Annotated in this window: 17 protein-coding genes; 7 read left to right on the plus strand and 10 right to left on the minus strand. The window is 58.9% G+C overall.

Annotated features, from left to right (window positions below; all coding sequences use genetic code 11):
• Window positions 1-3: 3 nt before the first annotated feature.
• Genes MHM84_RS12765 through MHM84_RS12785 form a run of 5 tightly spaced genes read right to left on the minus strand, consistent with a single transcriptional unit; the run spans window position 4 to window position 5,092 of the window.
• Window positions 4-480 carry a Na+/H+ antiporter subunit E gene (locus MHM84_RS12765; RefSeq protein ID WP_239266736.1) on the minus strand — a complete coding sequence of 159 codons (477 nt, stop codon included), beginning with the start codon at window positions 478-480 and terminating at the stop codon, window positions 4-6.
• Window positions 477-1,991, minus strand: a complete 1,515-nt coding sequence (locus tag MHM84_RS12770) for a Na+/H+ antiporter subunit D (RefSeq protein ID WP_239266738.1) — start codon at window positions 1,989-1,991, stop codon at window positions 477-479. Before MHM84_RS12770 ends, MHM84_RS12765 begins: the two co-directional genes overlap by 4 nt.
• Window positions 1,988-2,335: a Na+/H+ antiporter subunit C gene (locus MHM84_RS12775; RefSeq protein ID WP_239266740.1), complete on the minus strand. Its 348-nt coding sequence runs from the start codon at window positions 2,333-2,335 to the stop codon at window positions 1,988-1,990. Before MHM84_RS12775 ends, MHM84_RS12770 begins: the two co-directional genes overlap by 4 nt.
• Window positions 2,323-2,799 (minus strand): Na+/H+ antiporter subunit B, encoded by a 477-nt coding sequence (locus MHM84_RS12780; RefSeq protein ID WP_239266742.1) that lies wholly within the window; start codon window positions 2,797-2,799, stop codon window positions 2,323-2,325. The genes MHM84_RS12775 and MHM84_RS12780 overlap by 13 nt, the downstream gene beginning before the upstream one ends.
• On the minus strand, window positions 2,792-5,092 hold the full coding sequence (locus MHM84_RS12785; protein ID WP_239266744.1) for a putative monovalent cation/H+ antiporter subunit A: 2,301 nt from the start codon (window positions 5,090-5,092) through the stop codon (window positions 2,792-2,794). The genes MHM84_RS12780 and MHM84_RS12785 overlap by 8 nt, the downstream gene beginning before the upstream one ends.
• A 637-nt stretch (window positions 5,093-5,729) precedes the next feature.
• On the opposite strand from MHM84_RS12785, the gene MHM84_RS12790 reads away from it, so the two are divergent.
• Genes MHM84_RS12790 through MHM84_RS12815 form a run of 6 tightly spaced genes read left to right on the plus strand, consistent with a single transcriptional unit; the run spans window position 5,730 to window position 11,560 of the window.
• Window positions 5,730-8,540, plus strand: coding sequence for a monovalent cation/H+ antiporter subunit A (locus MHM84_RS12790; RefSeq protein ID WP_239266746.1), 2,811 nt, complete (start codon window positions 5,730-5,732; stop codon window positions 8,538-8,540).
• Window positions 8,540-8,887 (plus strand): Na+/H+ antiporter subunit C, encoded by a 348-nt coding sequence (locus MHM84_RS12795; protein ID WP_239266748.1) that lies wholly within the window; start codon window positions 8,540-8,542, stop codon window positions 8,885-8,887. The genes MHM84_RS12790 and MHM84_RS12795 overlap by 1 nt, the downstream gene beginning before the upstream one ends.
• Complete coding sequence (locus tag MHM84_RS12800; RefSeq protein ID WP_239266750.1) at window positions 8,884-10,401, plus strand: monovalent cation/H+ antiporter subunit D; 1,518 nt, start codon at window positions 8,884-8,886, stop codon at window positions 10,399-10,401. Before MHM84_RS12795 ends, MHM84_RS12800 begins: the two co-directional genes overlap by 4 nt.
• On the plus strand, window positions 10,398-10,895 hold the full coding sequence (locus MHM84_RS12805) for a Na+/H+ antiporter subunit E (RefSeq protein ID WP_239266752.1): 498 nt from the start codon (window positions 10,398-10,400) through the stop codon (window positions 10,893-10,895). Before MHM84_RS12800 ends, MHM84_RS12805 begins: the two co-directional genes overlap by 4 nt.
• A complete protein-coding gene (locus MHM84_RS12810) occupies window positions 10,889-11,158 on the plus strand; it encodes a K+/H+ antiporter subunit F (protein ID WP_239266753.1) in 270 nt (89 codons plus the stop codon). Before MHM84_RS12805 ends, MHM84_RS12810 begins: the two co-directional genes overlap by 7 nt.
• A 9-nt stretch (window positions 11,159-11,167) precedes the next feature.
• Window positions 11,168-11,560: a Na+/H+ antiporter subunit G gene (locus tag MHM84_RS12815; protein ID WP_239266754.1), complete on the plus strand. Its 393-nt coding sequence runs from the start codon at window positions 11,168-11,170 to the stop codon at window positions 11,558-11,560.
• Window positions 11,561-11,578: 18 nt separating this feature from the next.
• On the opposite strand, the gene hemH is transcribed toward MHM84_RS12815, so the two are convergent.
• Window positions 11,579-12,568: a ferrochelatase gene (hemH, locus tag MHM84_RS12820; RefSeq protein ID WP_239266755.1), complete on the minus strand. Its 990-nt coding sequence runs from the start codon at window positions 12,566-12,568 to the stop codon at window positions 11,579-11,581.
• A 110-nt stretch (window positions 12,569-12,678) separates the two neighbouring features.
• Here hemH and MHM84_RS12825 point away from each other — a divergent pair, with 110 nt between their 5' ends.
• Window positions 12,679-13,116: a DUF393 domain-containing protein gene (locus tag MHM84_RS12825; RefSeq protein ID WP_239266756.1), complete on the plus strand. Its 438-nt coding sequence runs from the start codon at window positions 12,679-12,681 to the stop codon at window positions 13,114-13,116.
• Between the two features lie 10 nt (window positions 13,117-13,126).
• Here the strand turns inward: MHM84_RS12825 and MHM84_RS12830 are convergent, their stop codons facing one another.
• The 4 genes from MHM84_RS12830 to dnaB all read right to left on the minus strand — a co-directional run bounded on the left by MHM84_RS12830 (window position 13,127) and on the right by dnaB (window position 17,100).
• The gene (locus MHM84_RS12830) at window positions 13,127-13,432 is read right to left on the minus strand and encodes a DUF6482 family protein (protein WP_239266757.1); all 306 of its coding nucleotides are present in this window, start codon (window positions 13,430-13,432) and stop codon (window positions 13,127-13,129) included.
• 107 nt (window positions 13,433-13,539) lie between these two features.
• Entirely contained in the window at window positions 13,540-15,297 is a 1,758-nt protein-coding gene (locus MHM84_RS12835; protein WP_239266758.1) for a bifunctional diguanylate cyclase/phosphodiesterase, read from the minus strand.
• Window positions 15,298-15,342: 45 nt separating this feature from the next.
• Window positions 15,343-15,639, minus strand: a complete 297-nt coding sequence (locus MHM84_RS12840; RefSeq protein WP_239266759.1) for a hypothetical protein — start codon at window positions 15,637-15,639, stop codon at window positions 15,343-15,345.
• A 72-nt stretch (window positions 15,640-15,711) separates the two neighbouring features.
• Window positions 15,712-17,100 carry a replicative DNA helicase gene (dnaB, locus tag MHM84_RS12845; RefSeq protein WP_239266760.1) on the minus strand — a complete coding sequence of 463 codons (1,389 nt, stop codon included), beginning with the start codon at window positions 17,098-17,100 and terminating at the stop codon, window positions 15,712-15,714.
• Between the last annotated feature and the right edge of the window lie 171 nt (window positions 17,101-17,271).

Here is a 17,271-nt window from a genome sequence, read left to right on the forward strand (position 1 = left end):
GGGTCAGTTTCTCAGCATGGCGAGAGCGCGGAGTTCCATTTCACGAAGCCCCTCGCGCAAGGCCTCTTCATCGTCGAGGAACATCGCATGGATGTAGAGCATGCGCTTATCGTCGGATACATCCAGGCTCAGCGTCCCCGGAGTGAGTGAAATCAGGTTGGCCACGAGGGCGATTTCGATATCCGTCTTGGCCTCGAGCGGCACGGCGATGACTCCGGGGCGCATATGCCAAGGTGGAGTGACGATGTCGAAGGCAACTCGCAGGTTGGCCTTGAACAACTCCGCCAGGAAAAAGCCGACAAACATCAGTAAGTGGGGCAATCTCCGGGCATACCCCTTGATCATTGGCACCTGGGGCTCGATCAAAGCCAGAACCAGATACCCGAATATCAATCCTGCCAGCAGATTGAGTCCGTCAAAGTCTCCTGTCAGCACCACCCAAGACAGCGCCAACAGCAGGTTCAGGATGGCTCCGTTCATGGTTGCACTCCCAACACTGCCTGGATGTAGGCCTGAGGATCCAAGAGCTGCGCTGCAGACGCGACAGACAGGTCGTAGATCAGTTGTCCATATATGCCGATCAGCACGGTACATGCCGCCAACCCTGTCGCCGGCAGCATCAACAACCATCGCTGATGTCTCGCCAGCGGCGGAACCTTGGGCGCCTTTTCTCCTTCGCCCAGCTCCGGAGGCGCCTTCCAGAACACTTCCGCCCATATCTTGGTCATCGAATAGAGCGTCAGCAGGCCGACCAGCAGCGCCACGAAGGTAATACCGTAGCGCTCCGCCTCGATACTCGCCCTGATGATGACCAGCTTAGCCAGGAATCCCGACAATGGCGGGACCCCGGCCAGCGACAGCGCAGGAATCAAGAACAGGAACGATAACCAGGGGTGCTCCTTGTAGACTCCTCCGAGCTTCTTCAGATCGTACGTACCCTTGAGGCGATTGACGATCCCGCTCACCAGGAACAGGTTCGTCTTCACGATGATGTGGTGAAGTATGTAGAAAACCCCGCCAGCCACGGCCAGAGGCGTAAACAGCGCCAGCCCCATGATCATGTAACCGATCTGACTGACGATATGAAACGACAGGATGCGCCGGAATTCGAAATGTGCCGCCGCCCCCAGCACCCCGGAGAGCATTGTCAGCCCCGCTCCCCAGAGCAGGATTTCATGGGTGTAGCCCGGCGACTGGTTGAAGATCAACGTGAATACCCGGAACAGCGCGTAGACGCCGACTTTGGTCAGCAGGCCGGCAAATAACGCCGAGACTGCCACCGGTGGGGTGTGGTAAGAGGCCGGAAGCCAGAAAAACAGCGGAAAGGCACCCGCCTTGATGCCGAACGAGACCATGAACATCATCGCCAGCACATCGATCATTGCGGTCTCTTCGACCAGCGACAGCTTGTAGGCGATATCGGCCATGTTGAGCGTACCCACCATGCCATAAAGCAGGCCAACTGCAGTCAGGAAAATCACCGATGACAGCAAGTTCAAAGTGACGTACTTGATGGCTCCTTCCATCTGGGCGCGTTCGCCACCCAAGGTCAACAGCGCGAAGGAGGCCAGCAGCATGACCTCGAACCAGACATAGAGATTGAAGATATCGCCGGTCAGGAAGGCCCCCGCCACCCCGGCCAGCAGCAAGTGCATCAAGGGATAGTAACCGAAATTCTCATGGCCTCTACCGGTCACGGCCAGCGAATAGAGCGCCACGGCGAAGCCGATGATACCGGTCAGCACTACCATGATCGCGCCCAGCAGGTCGGCAACCAGCGATATGCCGAAAGGCGCCTTCCAGTCGCCCATCTGCATGATCACGTAGCCTTCGCGGTTGACTGTCATCAGCAGCCAGATGCTGATGGCAAGCAGTGCCCCCGTGCCGGCCACGGCAATGACGCGCTGCATCCACCGGGAGCGCCAGCACAACAGCGATAGCGCACCGGCAAACAGCGGGACCAGGATCGGCAGGGCAACTTCATAGCTCACGTGTCGGTATCCTTCATCTGGTCCAGATCATCGGCCTTGACGATCAAGTAGGCGCGTCGAATCAGCACGACCGAGAATGTCAGCACCCCAAAGGCAATGACGATAGCGGTCAGCACCAAGGCCTGCGGCAAAGGATCCGCTACGTCGCCGATAGGAGCGCTTGCCCCTTCAGGGATCAAGGGGGGCGCGCCACGCTTGAGCCCTGCAGCTGTAAACACCAATAGGTTGGCTGCATTGGAGATCAATAGGATGCCGATCACCAGCTTGACGATCGAGCGGCGCAGCATCATGTAGATTGCCGTGGCATAAGCTATACCAATCGCAATAGCCATCAACGGTTCCATGTTTTATCTCTCCCCTCTTCGCGCCGTTCCTTTCTCTCTGCTTCGGCCTGGTCAAGCTCCGTGAGGGTAATGACAGCGGTCAACACCGAACCGAGTACCACCAGGAAAACGCCGATATCGAAGACCAGTGGCGTCGAGACCTTGACGTCGATCACTGGTACCTTCCAGAACTGGGCAGTCAAAAAAGGCTCGCCAAGCGCCCAGCCAGGCAGTGCCGACAGGATGGCCAAGAACAGTCCCCAGCCGATCAGATCGCGTGTATCCACATGCAGCAGGCGCCGGGTCGCGGCCGGGCCATGGGCAAACTGATAGAGCGCAAAGGCACCGGCTCCAACCAGCCCAGCAATGAACCCGCCCCCAGGTTCATCATGGCCGCGCAACAGCAGAAACAGTGCAAACATCAATTGAAGCGGCATCAATAACCCTGCCGCGACATTGAGTATCAGAGTACCGGGCTTAACCATCTTGCAGCTCCTTGGGTCGCAGCTTCAGCATGGCGAATGCGCCGATGGCTGCCAGCGCCAGCACGAAGATTTCGCCCATCGTATCCAGTGCACGGATATCCACCAGAATGACGTTGACGATATTCAGCCCCTGTCCCAGTGGTTGGCTGTTCTCGATCATGTAACCGGAAATGCTGGGGAACAGGCTGACATTGGTGGCCATCAGCAGCAGCAATGTGATCAATCCGCCGGTAGCCACGGCAACCACGAAGTCCCTGGCCCGTTCGAAGGATGTAGATAACCGAGAAAATCGTGGCAGGCGGAACAGCACGAGAATCATCAATATGGCCGTAAGCGTTTCGACCAACAGTTGGGTGATGCCCAGATCGGGAGCGCTGAAAAGAATGAAGATAAGCGATATGCAAAAGCCCATGACGCCTGCCGCGACTACTGCCGCAAGCCGTGACCGGGTAATGCAGGCGCTGACGGCACCGGCGCACATGAGCAGGACGATGCCAGCTTCATGTAACGCGACATCGATATCGAACGAGAAGTCCGGCGAGTAGCGGAACAGTAGGGTATATCCGGTCAGACCGATGAAGGTGAGCAGCGTCATGACCAGATAGCTGCGAATGTAGCCGTTCTGCAATAGACGAGTCTGGGTTTCGGCGAGCCACACAAGGCCATCCATGAGCCTACCGTAGGCCCACTCGGGGCCATGCGAGAACAGCGGTTCCAGACGCCCCAGTGCGGCACGTACGCGATCCCAGCCCCAGTAGATGGCAAGCCCAATGATCAGGCTTGCTGCCGACATCAGCAAAGGCGCATTGATACCGTGCCAAAGCGCAAGGTGGAGAGAAACCGACTCCCCCATTACGGCACTGACCGCCGCTTCCAGCACCCCCTGCCCGGCTAATGAAGGCATCAGCCCCAGCAGCAGGGACAAACTTGCCAGAACCAGCGGGCCACCCAGCATACTGAGAGGCGCTTCGTGAGGCGTCTCCGGGGTAGGTTTCAATTCACCAAAGAACGGCCGCAATGCCACGATGGCAGCCACGGCAACGACCAGGATGGACGTCCCCAGGCTAAGGACGAGCATGAAGTTCTTGAAGTCAGGTGCATGCAGCACCGCCTTGAACATTTCCTCCTTACCGATGAAACCCAGCAATGGGATCACCCCACCCAAGGACAAGGCCGCGACACCAGCACAAGCGGCGGTGACAGGCATGACGCGCCGCAACCCCCCCATCTCGGCAATGTCCTTGGTACCGGTTTCATGATCGAGTATGCCTGCGACCATGAACAGCGCCCCCTTATACAACGAGTGCGCCAGCATGAAAGTCATGCAGGCAATAATCGCTTCTTTGGTACCGATGCCCAACAGCATGGTCAGCATTCCGAGGGCCATGATCGTAGAATAAGCGAGCACTTTCTTGATGGCCGTGAAGCGAATTGCCATGACCATGCCAAGGAACATGGTCGACGCTCCGGCGATAGAAAGAATGGCCGTCCACAGAAAGGTCTCGCCCAATGCTGGATGTAGCCGGGCCATGAGATAGATGCCGGCCTTGACCATGGTCGCCGAGTGCAGATAGGCGGAGACTGGCGTTGGCGCCGCCATGGCATTGGGCAGCCAGAAATGAAAGGGGATCTGAGCCGACTTGGTGAAGGCCCCGCCCAGCAGACACAGCAACATGGGAACGAAGAGCGCATGCTCGCGCAACGCCTCGCCATCGGTCAGCAATTCCTGCAATGACCAGCTGCCACCGGCAATGTTGAGCATGATCAGGCCGCTCATCAATGCCAGGCCACCGCTGAATGTGACCAATAGTCCCTGAAGTGCCGATTTACGTGCATCGGCATCATTGTGGTCGAAGCCGATCAGCAGATAGGACGTGATGCTGGTCAGTTCCCAGAAGATGTACAACGTGATCAGGCTATCTGCCAGTACGAGCCCGAGCATCGAGGACATGAAGGTGAGTATCAGCACATAGAAGCGTGCCTGCTCCGGGTGACCATGAAGGTAACCGCTGGCATAGATCATGATCAGCGTACCGATACCGCTGATCATCAGCGCAAACAGCATTGACAGCCCATCGAGCATGAAGCTCAGGCTCAAGCCCAAGCCCGGTGCCCAGGCTTGAGTGAACAGGAACGTCTCCCCTTCCATCACGGCAGGCAAGAACTGGACTAGCCATACCACGACAGCGGCCGGATATAGCGCGAGCACGAGCCCGGTGCGCTCACCGAACAAGCGATGCAGCAGAGGAGCCAGGGCCGCCAGCACGAAGCCGGTGAGTACGGCGATTTGCATGGTTCGGGTCTCTCCTTGTCAGAGCAGGCCTTGATACGCAGCAAGACGCATCTCGCACACGTCGCACTCAGTAATGTTGCAGTCAGGCAGCAAAGCAATTCCTCTACCGAATTGCCTGTCCAGGCCATACGTTCAAGCGTGTAAAACTAAAAATTAGTTAATTAATGGCAACTTGCAACCTGGCGAAGGCCAGCCGGCAGCAGTAGCAGGCCGCGAATCGCATGATTCAATACAACATAAGGTCTCGCTGAAGCCGCTTGCAAGTCCACTTCGGCACCGGAAATGAGCTTGCCTCACTGAGGCGTCCTCGACAAAAAGTTGCCAGTCGGACAGGCGCAACGCAGAATTGGGCTCGCTCGAATAACGACAACTGGCTTTTCCATGCCATGTTGGTCGTCGAAAGCGGGCATCGACAGGAGCGTATACCCTTCTTTGAAGGGGGCATCATCCTGCGCTGTGCTTAGCGACCTTGCTGGCATTCGCTCGCTCTCGTATGTGAACGTGACCACGATCACCGTCTCAGGCAGGCTGAGCAATGCTGGAGTGTCATGTAAGATAAATCATCAAGCTTCGGCGCTGTCCGCAGCGTACGACTGCCGCCTTGCGGCGACTGTCCAACACTAGGAAACGCGTACCGATGACCTTGTTGTGGATTCCCCTGCTGACCTTGCTGGGTGTGCTGGTTCCCATACTCACCGAGCGATACGGGCGCTATCTCTGTACGCTGGCTACGGCGATTCCGCCGGTCATTGCCCTGATACTGACCTTGGGCCAGATACCGGCGCTACTTGAGGACGTGGTTCCCCGTATCAGCCTCGCCTGGATACCGAGTATGGGGCTCGATCTGGCCTTTCGCATGGATGGCCTGTCGCTGCTGTTTGCCATACTTATCCTTGGCATTGGCCTGCTGATCATTCTTTACGCCTGTTTTTACCTGTCGGCACAGGAAGCCACCGGTCGCTTCTATGCCTACCTGATGCTGTTCATGACGGCCATGCTGGGCATCGTCATGGCCGACAACCTGATCCTGCTATGGTTGTTCTGGGAACTGACGAGCCTGTCATCCTTCCTGCTGATCGGCTTCTGGTCATACCGCAGCGATGCCCGTAAAGGGGCCCGCATGGCCATGACAGTGACCGGCGCAGGTGGGTTGGCTCTACTGGCGGGCCTGCTTCTGCTGGGCGATGTGGTCGGCAGCTTCAATATCGGCGAGGTACTGGCCAGCAAAGATCTCATTCTTGCCGATGAGCGTTATCCGATCATTCTGATCCTTGTGTTGCTGGGCGCATTCACCAAGTCGGCGCAATTCCCTTTTCAGTTCTGGCTACCGCACGCCATGGCCGCCCCGACCCCGGTCTCTGCTTATCTGCATTCGGCCACCATGGTCAAGGCCGGCATTTTTTTAATGGCACGCCTGCACCCCGCCTTGGGCGGCAGCGAACTATGGATGGTGATCGTTACACTGACCGGTCTGGCCACGATGTTGTATGGCGCGTGGTTCGCACTGTTCAAGACCGACCTCAAGGGAATATTGGCTTTCTCCACGGTCAGCCATCTAGGGCTGATTACGGTGCTGCTGGGCATCGGTAGTCCCATGGCGATCCTTGCAGCGCTATTTCATATTCTCAATCATGCCACCTTCAAGGCGGCGTTGTTCATGAGCGCAGGGATCATCGACCATGAAACCGGCACTCGTGAAGTTGGAAAGTTGGGCAACCTTCGCCGTGCCATGCCGGTGACTGCGCTGTTGACCACCATTGCATCGGCCGCCATGGCCGGCGTGCCGTTTCTCAACGGCTTCCTCTCCAAGGAAATGTTCTTCACCGAGTCGCTGGTTGCCCCATTGCTGGGCGGGCTAAGCTGGATGATACCGACCCTGGCCACGCTCGGCGGCATCCTGTCGGTAGCCTACTCGCTGCGTCTGGTGCATGCAGTCTTCTTCAAGCCCGCCAGGGTGGAGCCTCCCAAGCACCCTCATGAGCCCCCGCACCTGATGCGCCTGCCGGTGGAAATACTGGTCGTACTGTGTATCGCTGTCGGATTGTTTCCCGCCGCCTTGGCTACCGGCATATTGACCTTGGCCACTGGAGCGCTGCTGGAAGAGCCGCTTGCCTTCCATCTGGCGATCTGGCATGGCATCAACCTACCGTTGCTGATGAGTATTATCGCCATCATTGTCGGCATCGCCATCTACCTGCTGCATCAGCCAATCAATCGCTTCGTCAAGCAGTTCTCTCCGATGGATGCCCGCCTGATATTCGAGGCCTCCATCCAGCGTCTGGTTGCTGGCACCGAGGTCGTGACCCAACGCCTGGAGAACGGCTCATTGCAACGCTACATGAGCTTCTTGTTGGGCGCGGCACTCATACTGGCGACACTGGGCCTTGTTCAGTTGCCGACACTTGCCGGCACCAAGCCCACCCAACCCATGGATGGCATAGTGTTATGGGGCGCCGCGATGCTGATCTTCAGCGGCATCGGCACTGCAGTCACCCATCGCTACCGTCTCATTTCGCTACTGATGCTGTCGGTGGTGGGCCTGATGGTATCGCTGACCTTCGCGCGTTTCTCTGCACCCGACCTGGCGCTGACCCAGCTTTCGGTGGAAGTGGTGACCATGATCCTGCTGATGCTGGCGTTATTCTTCCTGCCTCAGAGGACACCGCGCGAGTCCTCGGCCCGGCGAACCATTCGCGACGTGGCACTGGCTGCCGCATTGGGCATGGTAGTCGCCAGTCTTAACTATGCGGTCCTGACACGCGACATCGATAGCATTGCCAACTTCTTTATCGAAAACAGCGTGCCCGGCGGCGGCGGTCATAACGTCGTCAATGTGATTCTGGTCGACTTCCGCGGCTTCGATACGCTGGGCGAGATCACTGTGCTGGCAATAGCCGGCCTAGGTATATTCAAGCTGCTCAATCGGCTACGTCTGTACATGCCGCACAGTGACAATGAGGGGCGTCTATGGTCGCCGGATCGCTATCCCATGATCCTGACCAGTGTATCTCAGACACTCCTGCCCCTGGCCCTGCTGGTATCGGCCTTCATTTTCCTGCGTGGCCACAACCAACCCGGTGGCGGTTTCATTGCCGGTCTGGTCACTGCCGTGGCCTTGATCCTCATCTATATGGCTCGCGGCGTTGAATGGACTCAGTCGCGTCTCGACTTCCCTTATCAGCCCGTGGCTATCGGTGGCGTTGCGGTCGCGACACTCACCGGTCTTGGTAGCTGGGTATTCGATCGGCCTTTCCTTACCTCAGCCTTCGGCCACTTTCATCTACCCCTGGTCGGTGACTTCGAACTCGCCACCGCCATGCTCTTCGACCTGGGCGTCTATCTGGCTGTCGTCGGGGCGACCCTGATGATTCTTGCCAACCTGGGCAAGCTGACCACACCGCACCGGCCCAGCAAGGAGCCGCAACAGCCCAGCAAGGAGAAAAGTTGATGGAAACCTTGTATGCCATCACGACTGGCGTGCTTAGCGCCTGCGGTCTGTTTCTGACCCTGCGCGGTCGCACCTTCCCTGTCGTAGCCGGCCTGACGCTGCTTTCTTATGCAGTGAACCTGTTCCTGTTCTCCATGGGCGGGCTGACTACCGATGGTGCCGTCATCGTCAACGGTGGCGAAGAATATGCCGATCCTCTGCCTCAGGCATTGGTGCTGACGGCCATCGTGATCGGCTTCGCCATGACTGCCTTTTCAGTCATTCTCGCCATGCGTGCCCGCGGTGATCTGGGCAGCGATCATGTCGATGGACGCAAGCTCGAGGAATCACGGGGGGATCGCGGGTGACCCAGCATCTGACTATCCTGCCCATCGTGGTGCCGCTGCTGGCAGGCATCATCCTGCTACGTAGCAGAGGCGGCAGTACGCGCGGCAAGCGGATCATTAGCATTACGGCCACCACCCTTCTGGCGCTGGTGAGCATCGCCCTAGTGCATGAAGCCACCAGTGGCGAAGTCACCTATTACGCCTTGGGCGATTGGCAGCCCCCGTTCGGCATTGTCATGGTTCTCGACCGGCTGTCAGCACTCATGGTGCTGCTGACCTCGGTGCTGGCACTCGGCTGTATCGTATTCGCCAGTGCTGGGGACGACGAGCAAGGCAGTAACTTTCATGGCCTGTTCCAGTTACAGCTCATGGGTATCAACGGTGCATTCCTCACTGGCGATCTCTTCAACCTGTTCGTGTTCTTCGAAGTCCTGCTGCTGGCCTCCTATGCCCTGTTGATGCACGGAGGTGGCAAGGCACGCATCCAGGCCGGGCTGCATTACGTCGTACTCAATCTGGCGGGGTCTGCCCTGTTTCTGATTGCGCTTGGTGTGCTGTACGGCTCCACCGGCACGCTCAACATGGCAGACATGGCGCTACGCTTGAGCGAACTCGACCCCGAGCGAGCGGGCCTGGTCAGCGCCGGCGGCCTCCTGCTACTAGTGGTGTTCGGCCTCAAGGCCGCTGTCCTGCCCCTCTATTTCTGGCTGCCTCGCGCCTATTCGACGGCGCCGGCGCCGGTCGCGGCGCTGTTCGCCATCATGACCAAGGTAGGCGTCTATGCAATCCTGAGGGTATACCAACTGGTATTTGGGGATCATGCCGGCTCGCTTGCCGCGCTCGATCAGCCTTGGCTGTGGTGGCTGTCACTAGCCACGCTGTTCGTGTCGGGCATCGGAGTGCTGGCAGCCCGCGATCTGCGCCTGATGATCGCTTACCTGCTGCTGGTCTCGGTCGGTACACTACTGGCAGGGCTTGGCATACGCACGCCTCAGGCAGTCAGCGCCCTGCTCTACTACCTGATTCACACCACATTGGTAACCGGCGGTCTGTTCCTGCTCGCAGAGATGATCGGATTGCAGCGCGGCAAGGCTGGCACGCGCCTGGTCAAGGGGCGTCCCCTGCAACATGGCGCCCTGCTTGCCGGGCTCTTCTTCGTGGGCGCCATTACCGTGGCCGGCCTGCCCCCGCTCTCGGGTGCCATTGGCAAGGTCCTGTTGATGCAATCTGCTTCGCCGGCTCAACAGCCCTGGCTATGGCCACTCCTGCTAGGAACGGGACTGTGCTCCCTGATCGCCCTGTCCCGGGCCGGCTCGACCCTGTTCTGGCGTAGCAGCGACGGCGAGCCCAGCGACGCTTCCCTGACCCGGCGTCACTGGTTCGGGGTTGTCTGGCTGCTGAGTGCCTCGCCGCTGCTGGTCGCGCTCGCGGGACCGATCAGCAATTACACCCAGGCGACAGCCGAGCAGTTGGCTAACCCACAGCAGCATATTCAAGCTCTGCTACCTGACTCCTCCCTCGGAGGTGACCAATGATCCAATCCCGCTCCTGGCTACGTACTCCGCTGCTGTCGATCCTGTTATTGATCGTCTGGCTATTGCTGGTACGCAGCATGGCCATCGGACACATTCTGCTGGGCGGTTTCCTGAGCATCATCATTCCGCTGGTGACCCGGCGCTTCTGGGACGTACAGCCCAGCGTCAAGAAGCCCTGGTTACTGCTTCGTTTCGTACTGCGAGTGTTGGCCGATATTATCGTTGCCAACCTCGAAGTGGCCTGGCTGATCGTTAACCCCTGGCGACGTCTGAAACCTGCTTTCGTCGAGTATCCCTTGATGCTCGAGGAGCGCTTCACCATTACTCTGCTGGCCAACACGATCAGCCTGACGCCTGGCACGGTATCGGCCAACCTGCGCATGGATGGCAAGACCTTGCTGATCCATGCCCTGAACGTAGAGGACGAAGAGGCCTTGATCGAGGAGATTCGTGAGCGATACGAGCGTCCGCTCAAGGAGATTTACGAATGCTAGATACCGCACTATGGATCAGCCTGGCCCTGGTAGTCATGGCCCTGCTCATGAATGTCTACCGGCTGGCGATAGGTCCCTCTCTGCCCGACAGGTTGCTGGCCCTGGATACCATGTACGTCAACTCCATCGCGCTGATCGTTCTACTGGGATTATGGCTGAATACCAAGACTTACTTCGAAGCGGCACTGCTGATCGCCATGCTTGGTTTCATCAGCACCGTAGCGGTCTGCAAGTACTTGCTACGCGGCGATATCATCGAATAAGGGGGTGAAATGACACTCTATGTAATACTCGAAGGAGTTATCGCCTTCTTTTTGGTGGCCGGGGGCATTTTCGCCTTTATCGGCTCCTTGGGCATGGCACACCTGCGTGACTTTTACATGCGCCTGCACGGCCCGACCAAGGCGACCACGCTAGGCATCGGCTGCACCTTGGCCGCATCGATGCTCTATTTCTGGGTGACCGAGGGTAAGCCCGACATACAGGAAATGTTGATCACCTTGTTCCTGTTCATTACTGCCCCAGTCAGCGCCCACCTGCTGGCCAAGACCGGCCTGCATCAGCAGTTGAAATACGTCAAGAAAACCAGCGGCAGTCCCCACGAGTTGCGTAGAGAGGAAGTGGGCGAGAAGCCGGTACCGCACCCGGACAAGGGGCACGGCTAGGCCCTGCCCTACTCTCGTCTACCATCCCTGGGTATGCGTCTCGACCAGGGTGGCGAGCAACGTAATATGATCGTCGCGGTCGTTGAGCGCAGGGATATAGCGATATACCTTGCCCCCTGCGTTCACGAAGTTGTCGCGATTCTCCACTTCCAGTTCTTCGAGCGTCTCCAGGCAATCCGCTGCGAAGGCCGGACTCATGATATCGACGTGCTCGACGCCCTGGCTGCCCCATGACTTGAGCGTTTCGTCCGTATAGGGTTTCAGCCACTCCTCGCGACCGAATCGGGACTGGTAACTCATCTGCCATTCGTCGTCGCTCAACCCCAACGCCTCGGCAACCAGCCGGCTGGTGGTTTCGCAGTGACGGGGATAAGGATCTCCATTGTCGGCGTAGCGTTGAGGGATGCCATGGTAGGACATCAACAGTCTTCCGCGTTCGCCGCCGTGGCGAGCCCAATGATCACGTACGCTGTTGGCCAGTGCCTCGATATAGCCCGGATGATCGTGATAATCGCGGACCAGACGCAACTCTGGCAGGTGCGGACACGGCTTGAGCGCCTTGGCTAGGCGATCGAACACGGCGGCAGTGGTCGATTTTGAAAACTGAGGATACAGCGGCAGGACCAGGATGCGATCGACACCGGCATCGCGAAGCGCCTTCCCCGCGGTCTCCATGCTCGGCTCACCATAGGTCATGGCCAACTCGACGGGAATGTCCTCTCCCAGTCGCTCGGCCAGGCTGGCTTTGAGCGCCTGCTGCTGCAAACGGCCAAAGACCAGCAACGGCGAGCCCTCTTGCGTCCAGATGGACTCGTAGCCTTTGGCCACTCGGGCAGGCCGCGTGCGAAGGATGAAGCCGTTCAGGATTAGCCACCATAGCGGTCGCGGCGCGTCGACGACCCGCTCGTCCCACAGAAACTCGGCAAGATAACGGCGCACTGCCTCGGGTGTCGGTGCATCCGGAGTACCTAGGTTAGCCAGCAATACACCGAATCGGGCAGTCTTCATCGCTCATCTCCTTGCTACGCTTTCATGAGCGGCCAGTTTACCAAGTACGGCTCGCGGATCGGGAATGAAGTTATGCTATCGACAAGATTTGTACAAATTTTGGAAAGCCCATGTTCAAACCATTCATGTCTCATTCCGGCCAGACGCCGCAACGTACCGGAGCGTTGACTTCGCCCCTCGATGCCCGCGCACCGATCACGCTTTTCTACGATGGCGGCTGTCCTCTCTGCCGTCGTCAGGTCGCCTGGGTCAAGCGTCAGAAAGGACATGATCGCGTGCACTTCATCGATATTCGCGCACCAGGCTTCGATCCCACCCTATGGGGCCGAAGCTGCGATGAACTGATGGGGCGACTGTACGCTCTCGACGGCGAAGGGCGTTGGTACGCCGGCATGGATTCGACGCGTGCGCTCTATGTCGTATTGGGCTATCGGGGAAGGGTGAAGCTATCCAGCCTGCCGGGGCTCGGCGTGATGCTCGACAGGCTGTATCTGGCAGTGGCGAAGCGGCGCAATCGCATCGGCCGATGGATTGGCCGTAATGAGTGAAAACAGCGGATCAGAAGACCAGCGGCATGCGTGACGTGAGCGGCTCGTGATACTGGTTGGCCTCATGACCGATCATTTCGTCATAGGCCACGAACTGCACGAGATACGCCCGATGAATACCGGCCCGCTTGAGCTCCAGGTAGGCATCGTCCAGGGAACGAAACAGCACCGGTTTGCCCTGACGCATCAATAAATGGCGCTCGCCTTCCACGTCTTCCAGTTCGATCTGATAGAAATTGCTGCCGGCGTGGCTGATGATGCGGATTTCATAGTTGTCGTTATGTTCGGCAAATGCTTTGAGTTCTTTGAAATTCATGCTCCCCTCCTGGGAAAACTATTGGAATGATTGGCTGGGCCCAGCCTGGCCCTTGCCCGATGACAACGTCATGTCCATTCGACGTCGCCTCTATGACCGTTTTCGGTCTATTGAGTTCGGCGTCCTGTCACTACGGCCCGCCCGTTGGCACTGCGCTTGGCCACGGACTTCCATTGCCCCCAGATATCGCTAATCGTCTCGATAGACAATGGCTGGGTGACCGTCAGTGCCACCACGGACACCCTGACCAGCGGAAAAAAGCGCCGCGTACCGAATCGGTCCATGGCCTGGAAACCGCCCTCATCGACGGTCTGGCGCGGCAATTTGCCCCGGCACGCCTCGGCGAACCTGGCCTGCAAGCGCGCTAACCGCCGCTGCACATCCGTCACCCGCCCCAGCAGCAGGACGAAATCGTCACCGCCGAGATGGCCGAGAAAATCGCCTTGTTCACAGTCGGCCTGCAGCGTTTCGGCCAGCGCCAGTAGCAAACTGTCGCCAAGCGCATAGCCGAAGCGATCGTTGAATGGCTTGAAATTGTCCAGATCGAACAGGCAAGCCACGAACGGCAACGACGTCTGACAACTGCGCTCCAGAGCGGCCCGAATCGGCAAGTTACCGGGCAGTTGCGTCAACGGGTTGGCCTGGCGAGCCAGTTGCACCTGCCGCTCTGTAATTAACTGTAGCAGATGCATGACCTGCCCCATGCCCTGATAAAAGCCATGCTTTGTAATGGAAAAGTCTTCGTCGCTGACTCCGTGCTCGCGCGCCGTCACCTTGCGTGATACTTGTTCCAGTGGCTCATCCACTTCGACGGTCAGCGCGAAGGGATTCATCACACGGCTGACTGGCTGCTTGCCATGCAGGTCGAAGCCATAGCGCTTACCTACCAGCCCCATCAGTTGACGACGCGACAAGGTGCCGATGACTCGGCATTCGCCATCGACCACGGCCAGGGCATTGACCTGGGGTAGCTCGCCGAAGCGCTCTGCCGCCCGGGCTACGGTCATATCGGGCGTCAATACCGGCTGCGGCTGTATCAGCTTATGTAATGCGCTGTCCGCCAGTTGACGTCGATTGCGCCGTTGCAGTTCGACGAGCCGAGCGTCGAGAGCAGCACGCTCTTGCCCGGGACGAGGCGTGGGGTGGCCGAACAGCCAGCCCTGACAGAAATCGACCCCCAGCTCGAGCAGTACATCCAGCTCCTCGACCCGTTCGACGCCCTCGGCAATGACCTGGCTGCCCAGGCCGTGGGAAATCTCGATGAACGAGCGGACGAAGCGACGCTTGGTACGGTCGCTATCGATGCCCTGCACGAAGTGGCGGTCGAGCTTGACGAATTCCGGGGAAAGATGCGACCACAAGCGCAGGCTGGCATAACCGTCACCCAGATCGTCGAGCGCGATGGCGAATCCCATCGACTGGTAATGGCGCACGGCCTCGGCCATCAACTCGGGGTCGATACCCGGCGACTGTTCGGTCAGTTCGATGACCAGACGATGGGGGGCCAGCCCGCTGCGCTCGAGGAGTTCCCGGGTCATGCCGCTGCGGTGTGCCGGATCCAGCAGGACTTCGGGCGTGACATTGAGAAACAGCCGATCTTCCAACCCTTGAGCGGCCCACCCGGTAATCGCTCGTCGGCGGCATGCCTGCTCGAGCGAGGCCAGCCTGCCCGAGACCCGCGCCTCGTCGAACATCGTCAACGGCTGGACATAGGGTGTTCCTACCGGACCCCGCGCCAGCGCCTCGTAGGCAATGACCCGCCCGGCGCGCGGCGAGACGATGGGCTGAAAGTGAACCTCGATGCGCTCAGCGTCGATCACCTCGGCGAGGGAGAAAGAGGGAGTGTGGCTGGTCAGGATCGTCATACCACACGTTATGCCCCGTCATGATGTCAGTCTGATGACAGGCACTCAGTCACGCTGATAACTGGAGGGATCGATGGCCACGCCCAGTGAATTGCGATCCACCCACTTACCGGCCTTGGTTTCCTTGTAGCGGAACACCACGCGGTCACCGACCGCCACCGGCAACTCGGCATCCTCGGTCTGGTAGCTGTAGGTCTCGCCGTCGACCACCAGGCTATAGCGATACAGATCCGGCATACCCAGCCACTCCTTGAACGGCCCCTCGCGATCCATGCTCTCCAGCGTGCCACGCGCCTCGAGTTTGGGAGTACGCTTGCGCTTGCCACGAAAACCGCCCGCCATGCTGCCTCCTTTCGTAATCATGCCTATCGGAGGGGCGGCATTATACGGCGCCCCATAACAGTCTCAAGTGAATCACTCGCCGAAATGCTGACCGTAACTATCCGGTGCGAGATCCTCGAAGCGCGTGTACTTGCCGATGAAGGCCATGTGCACGGTACCGATCGGCCCGTTACGCTGCTTACCGATGATCAGTTCGGCCAGTCCCTTGTTGTCGGGATTGTCAGGATTATAGACCTCGTCGCGGTAGACGAAGGCAATCAAATCGGCGTCCTGCTCGATAGCGCCCGACTCGCGCAGGTCCGACATCACCGGCCGCTTGTTGGGGCGCTGTTCCAGCGAGCGGTTGAGCTGCGATAGCGCAATCACCGGACAACCGAACTCCTTGGCCAACCCTTTCAGCGAGCGCGATATTTCCGAGATCTCGCCGGTGCGGTTCTCAGAAAAGCCGGGAATCTGCATCAACTGCAAATAGTCGATCATGATCAGACCGATGTTGTCATGTTCGCGGACGATACGCCGGATGCGTGAACGCATCTCGTTGGGCGACAGTGCCGCCGTATCGTCGATGAACAGTTGCTTGTCCTTGAGCAGGTTGACTGCCGAGGTCAGGCGCGGCCAATCCTCGTCCTCGAGTTGCCCGGTACGAACGCGCGTCTGATCGATACGCCCCAGTGACGACAGCATACGCAGCATCAGGGCCTCGGCCGGCATCTCCATGGAGAACACCACGACCGGCTTGTCGCTGGAAATCACGGCATGCTCGACCAGATTCATGGCGAAGGTGGTCTTGCCCATGGAGGGGCGCCCGGCAATGATCACCAGATCGGACGGCTGCAAGCCTGAAGTCATGTCGTCGAGATCGCGAAAACCCGACGACAGACCGGTCATCTGGCCCTGCATGTTGAACAGTTCGTCGATACGATCGACGGCTCTGGAGAGCAGCTGGCTCATACCGATGGGGCCGCCTGACTTGGGCCGCGACTCGCTGATCTGAAAGACCAGCCGCTCGGCTTCGTTGACCAGCTCGTCGGCCGGCCGTCCCTGAGGGCTGAAAGCCCCTTCGGCGATCTGGTTGGCGGCCTGAATCAGCTTACGCAACGTGGCCCGCTCACGAACGATATCGGCGTAGGCACGAATGTTTCCGGCCGACGGTGTGTTGCGGGCCAACTCCGCCAGGTAGGCCAACCCACCCACGGTCTCGAGCTGATCACGCGACTCCAGCGCCTCGGATAGCGTCACCACGTCGAGAGGATGTCCCGCCTCTGCCAGCTGGGTCATGGCATTGAAGGCCAGACGATGCTCGTAACGGTAGAAATCATCCGCCACCAGCCGCTCGGAGACCGTATCCCAGGCATCATTGTCGAGCATCAGACCGCCCAGCACGGATTGCTCGGCCTCCAATGAATGCGGCGGCACCTTCAGTGCCGCAGTTTCCTGATCGAGTTCCAGAGTGTCACTCATGGGATGTTCCGCCGGGATGAAATAGCCTGCAGGGAGCGTGGAAACGGTTGCGTCATTCTATCCTATCGCCTCGTGCGACCGTAGCCGGGATACACTCCGGAACACACGGTTATTCGGCCATAAAAAAACGCGGCAGCCGAAGCTGCCGCGTTGGGTATCGCAATGTGCGGC

It is taken from the genome of Halomonas sp. McH1-25, assembly GCF_022348165.1.
In the GTDB taxonomy this organism is placed as follows: domain Bacteria; phylum Pseudomonadota; class Gammaproteobacteria; order Pseudomonadales; family Halomonadaceae; genus Modicisalibacter.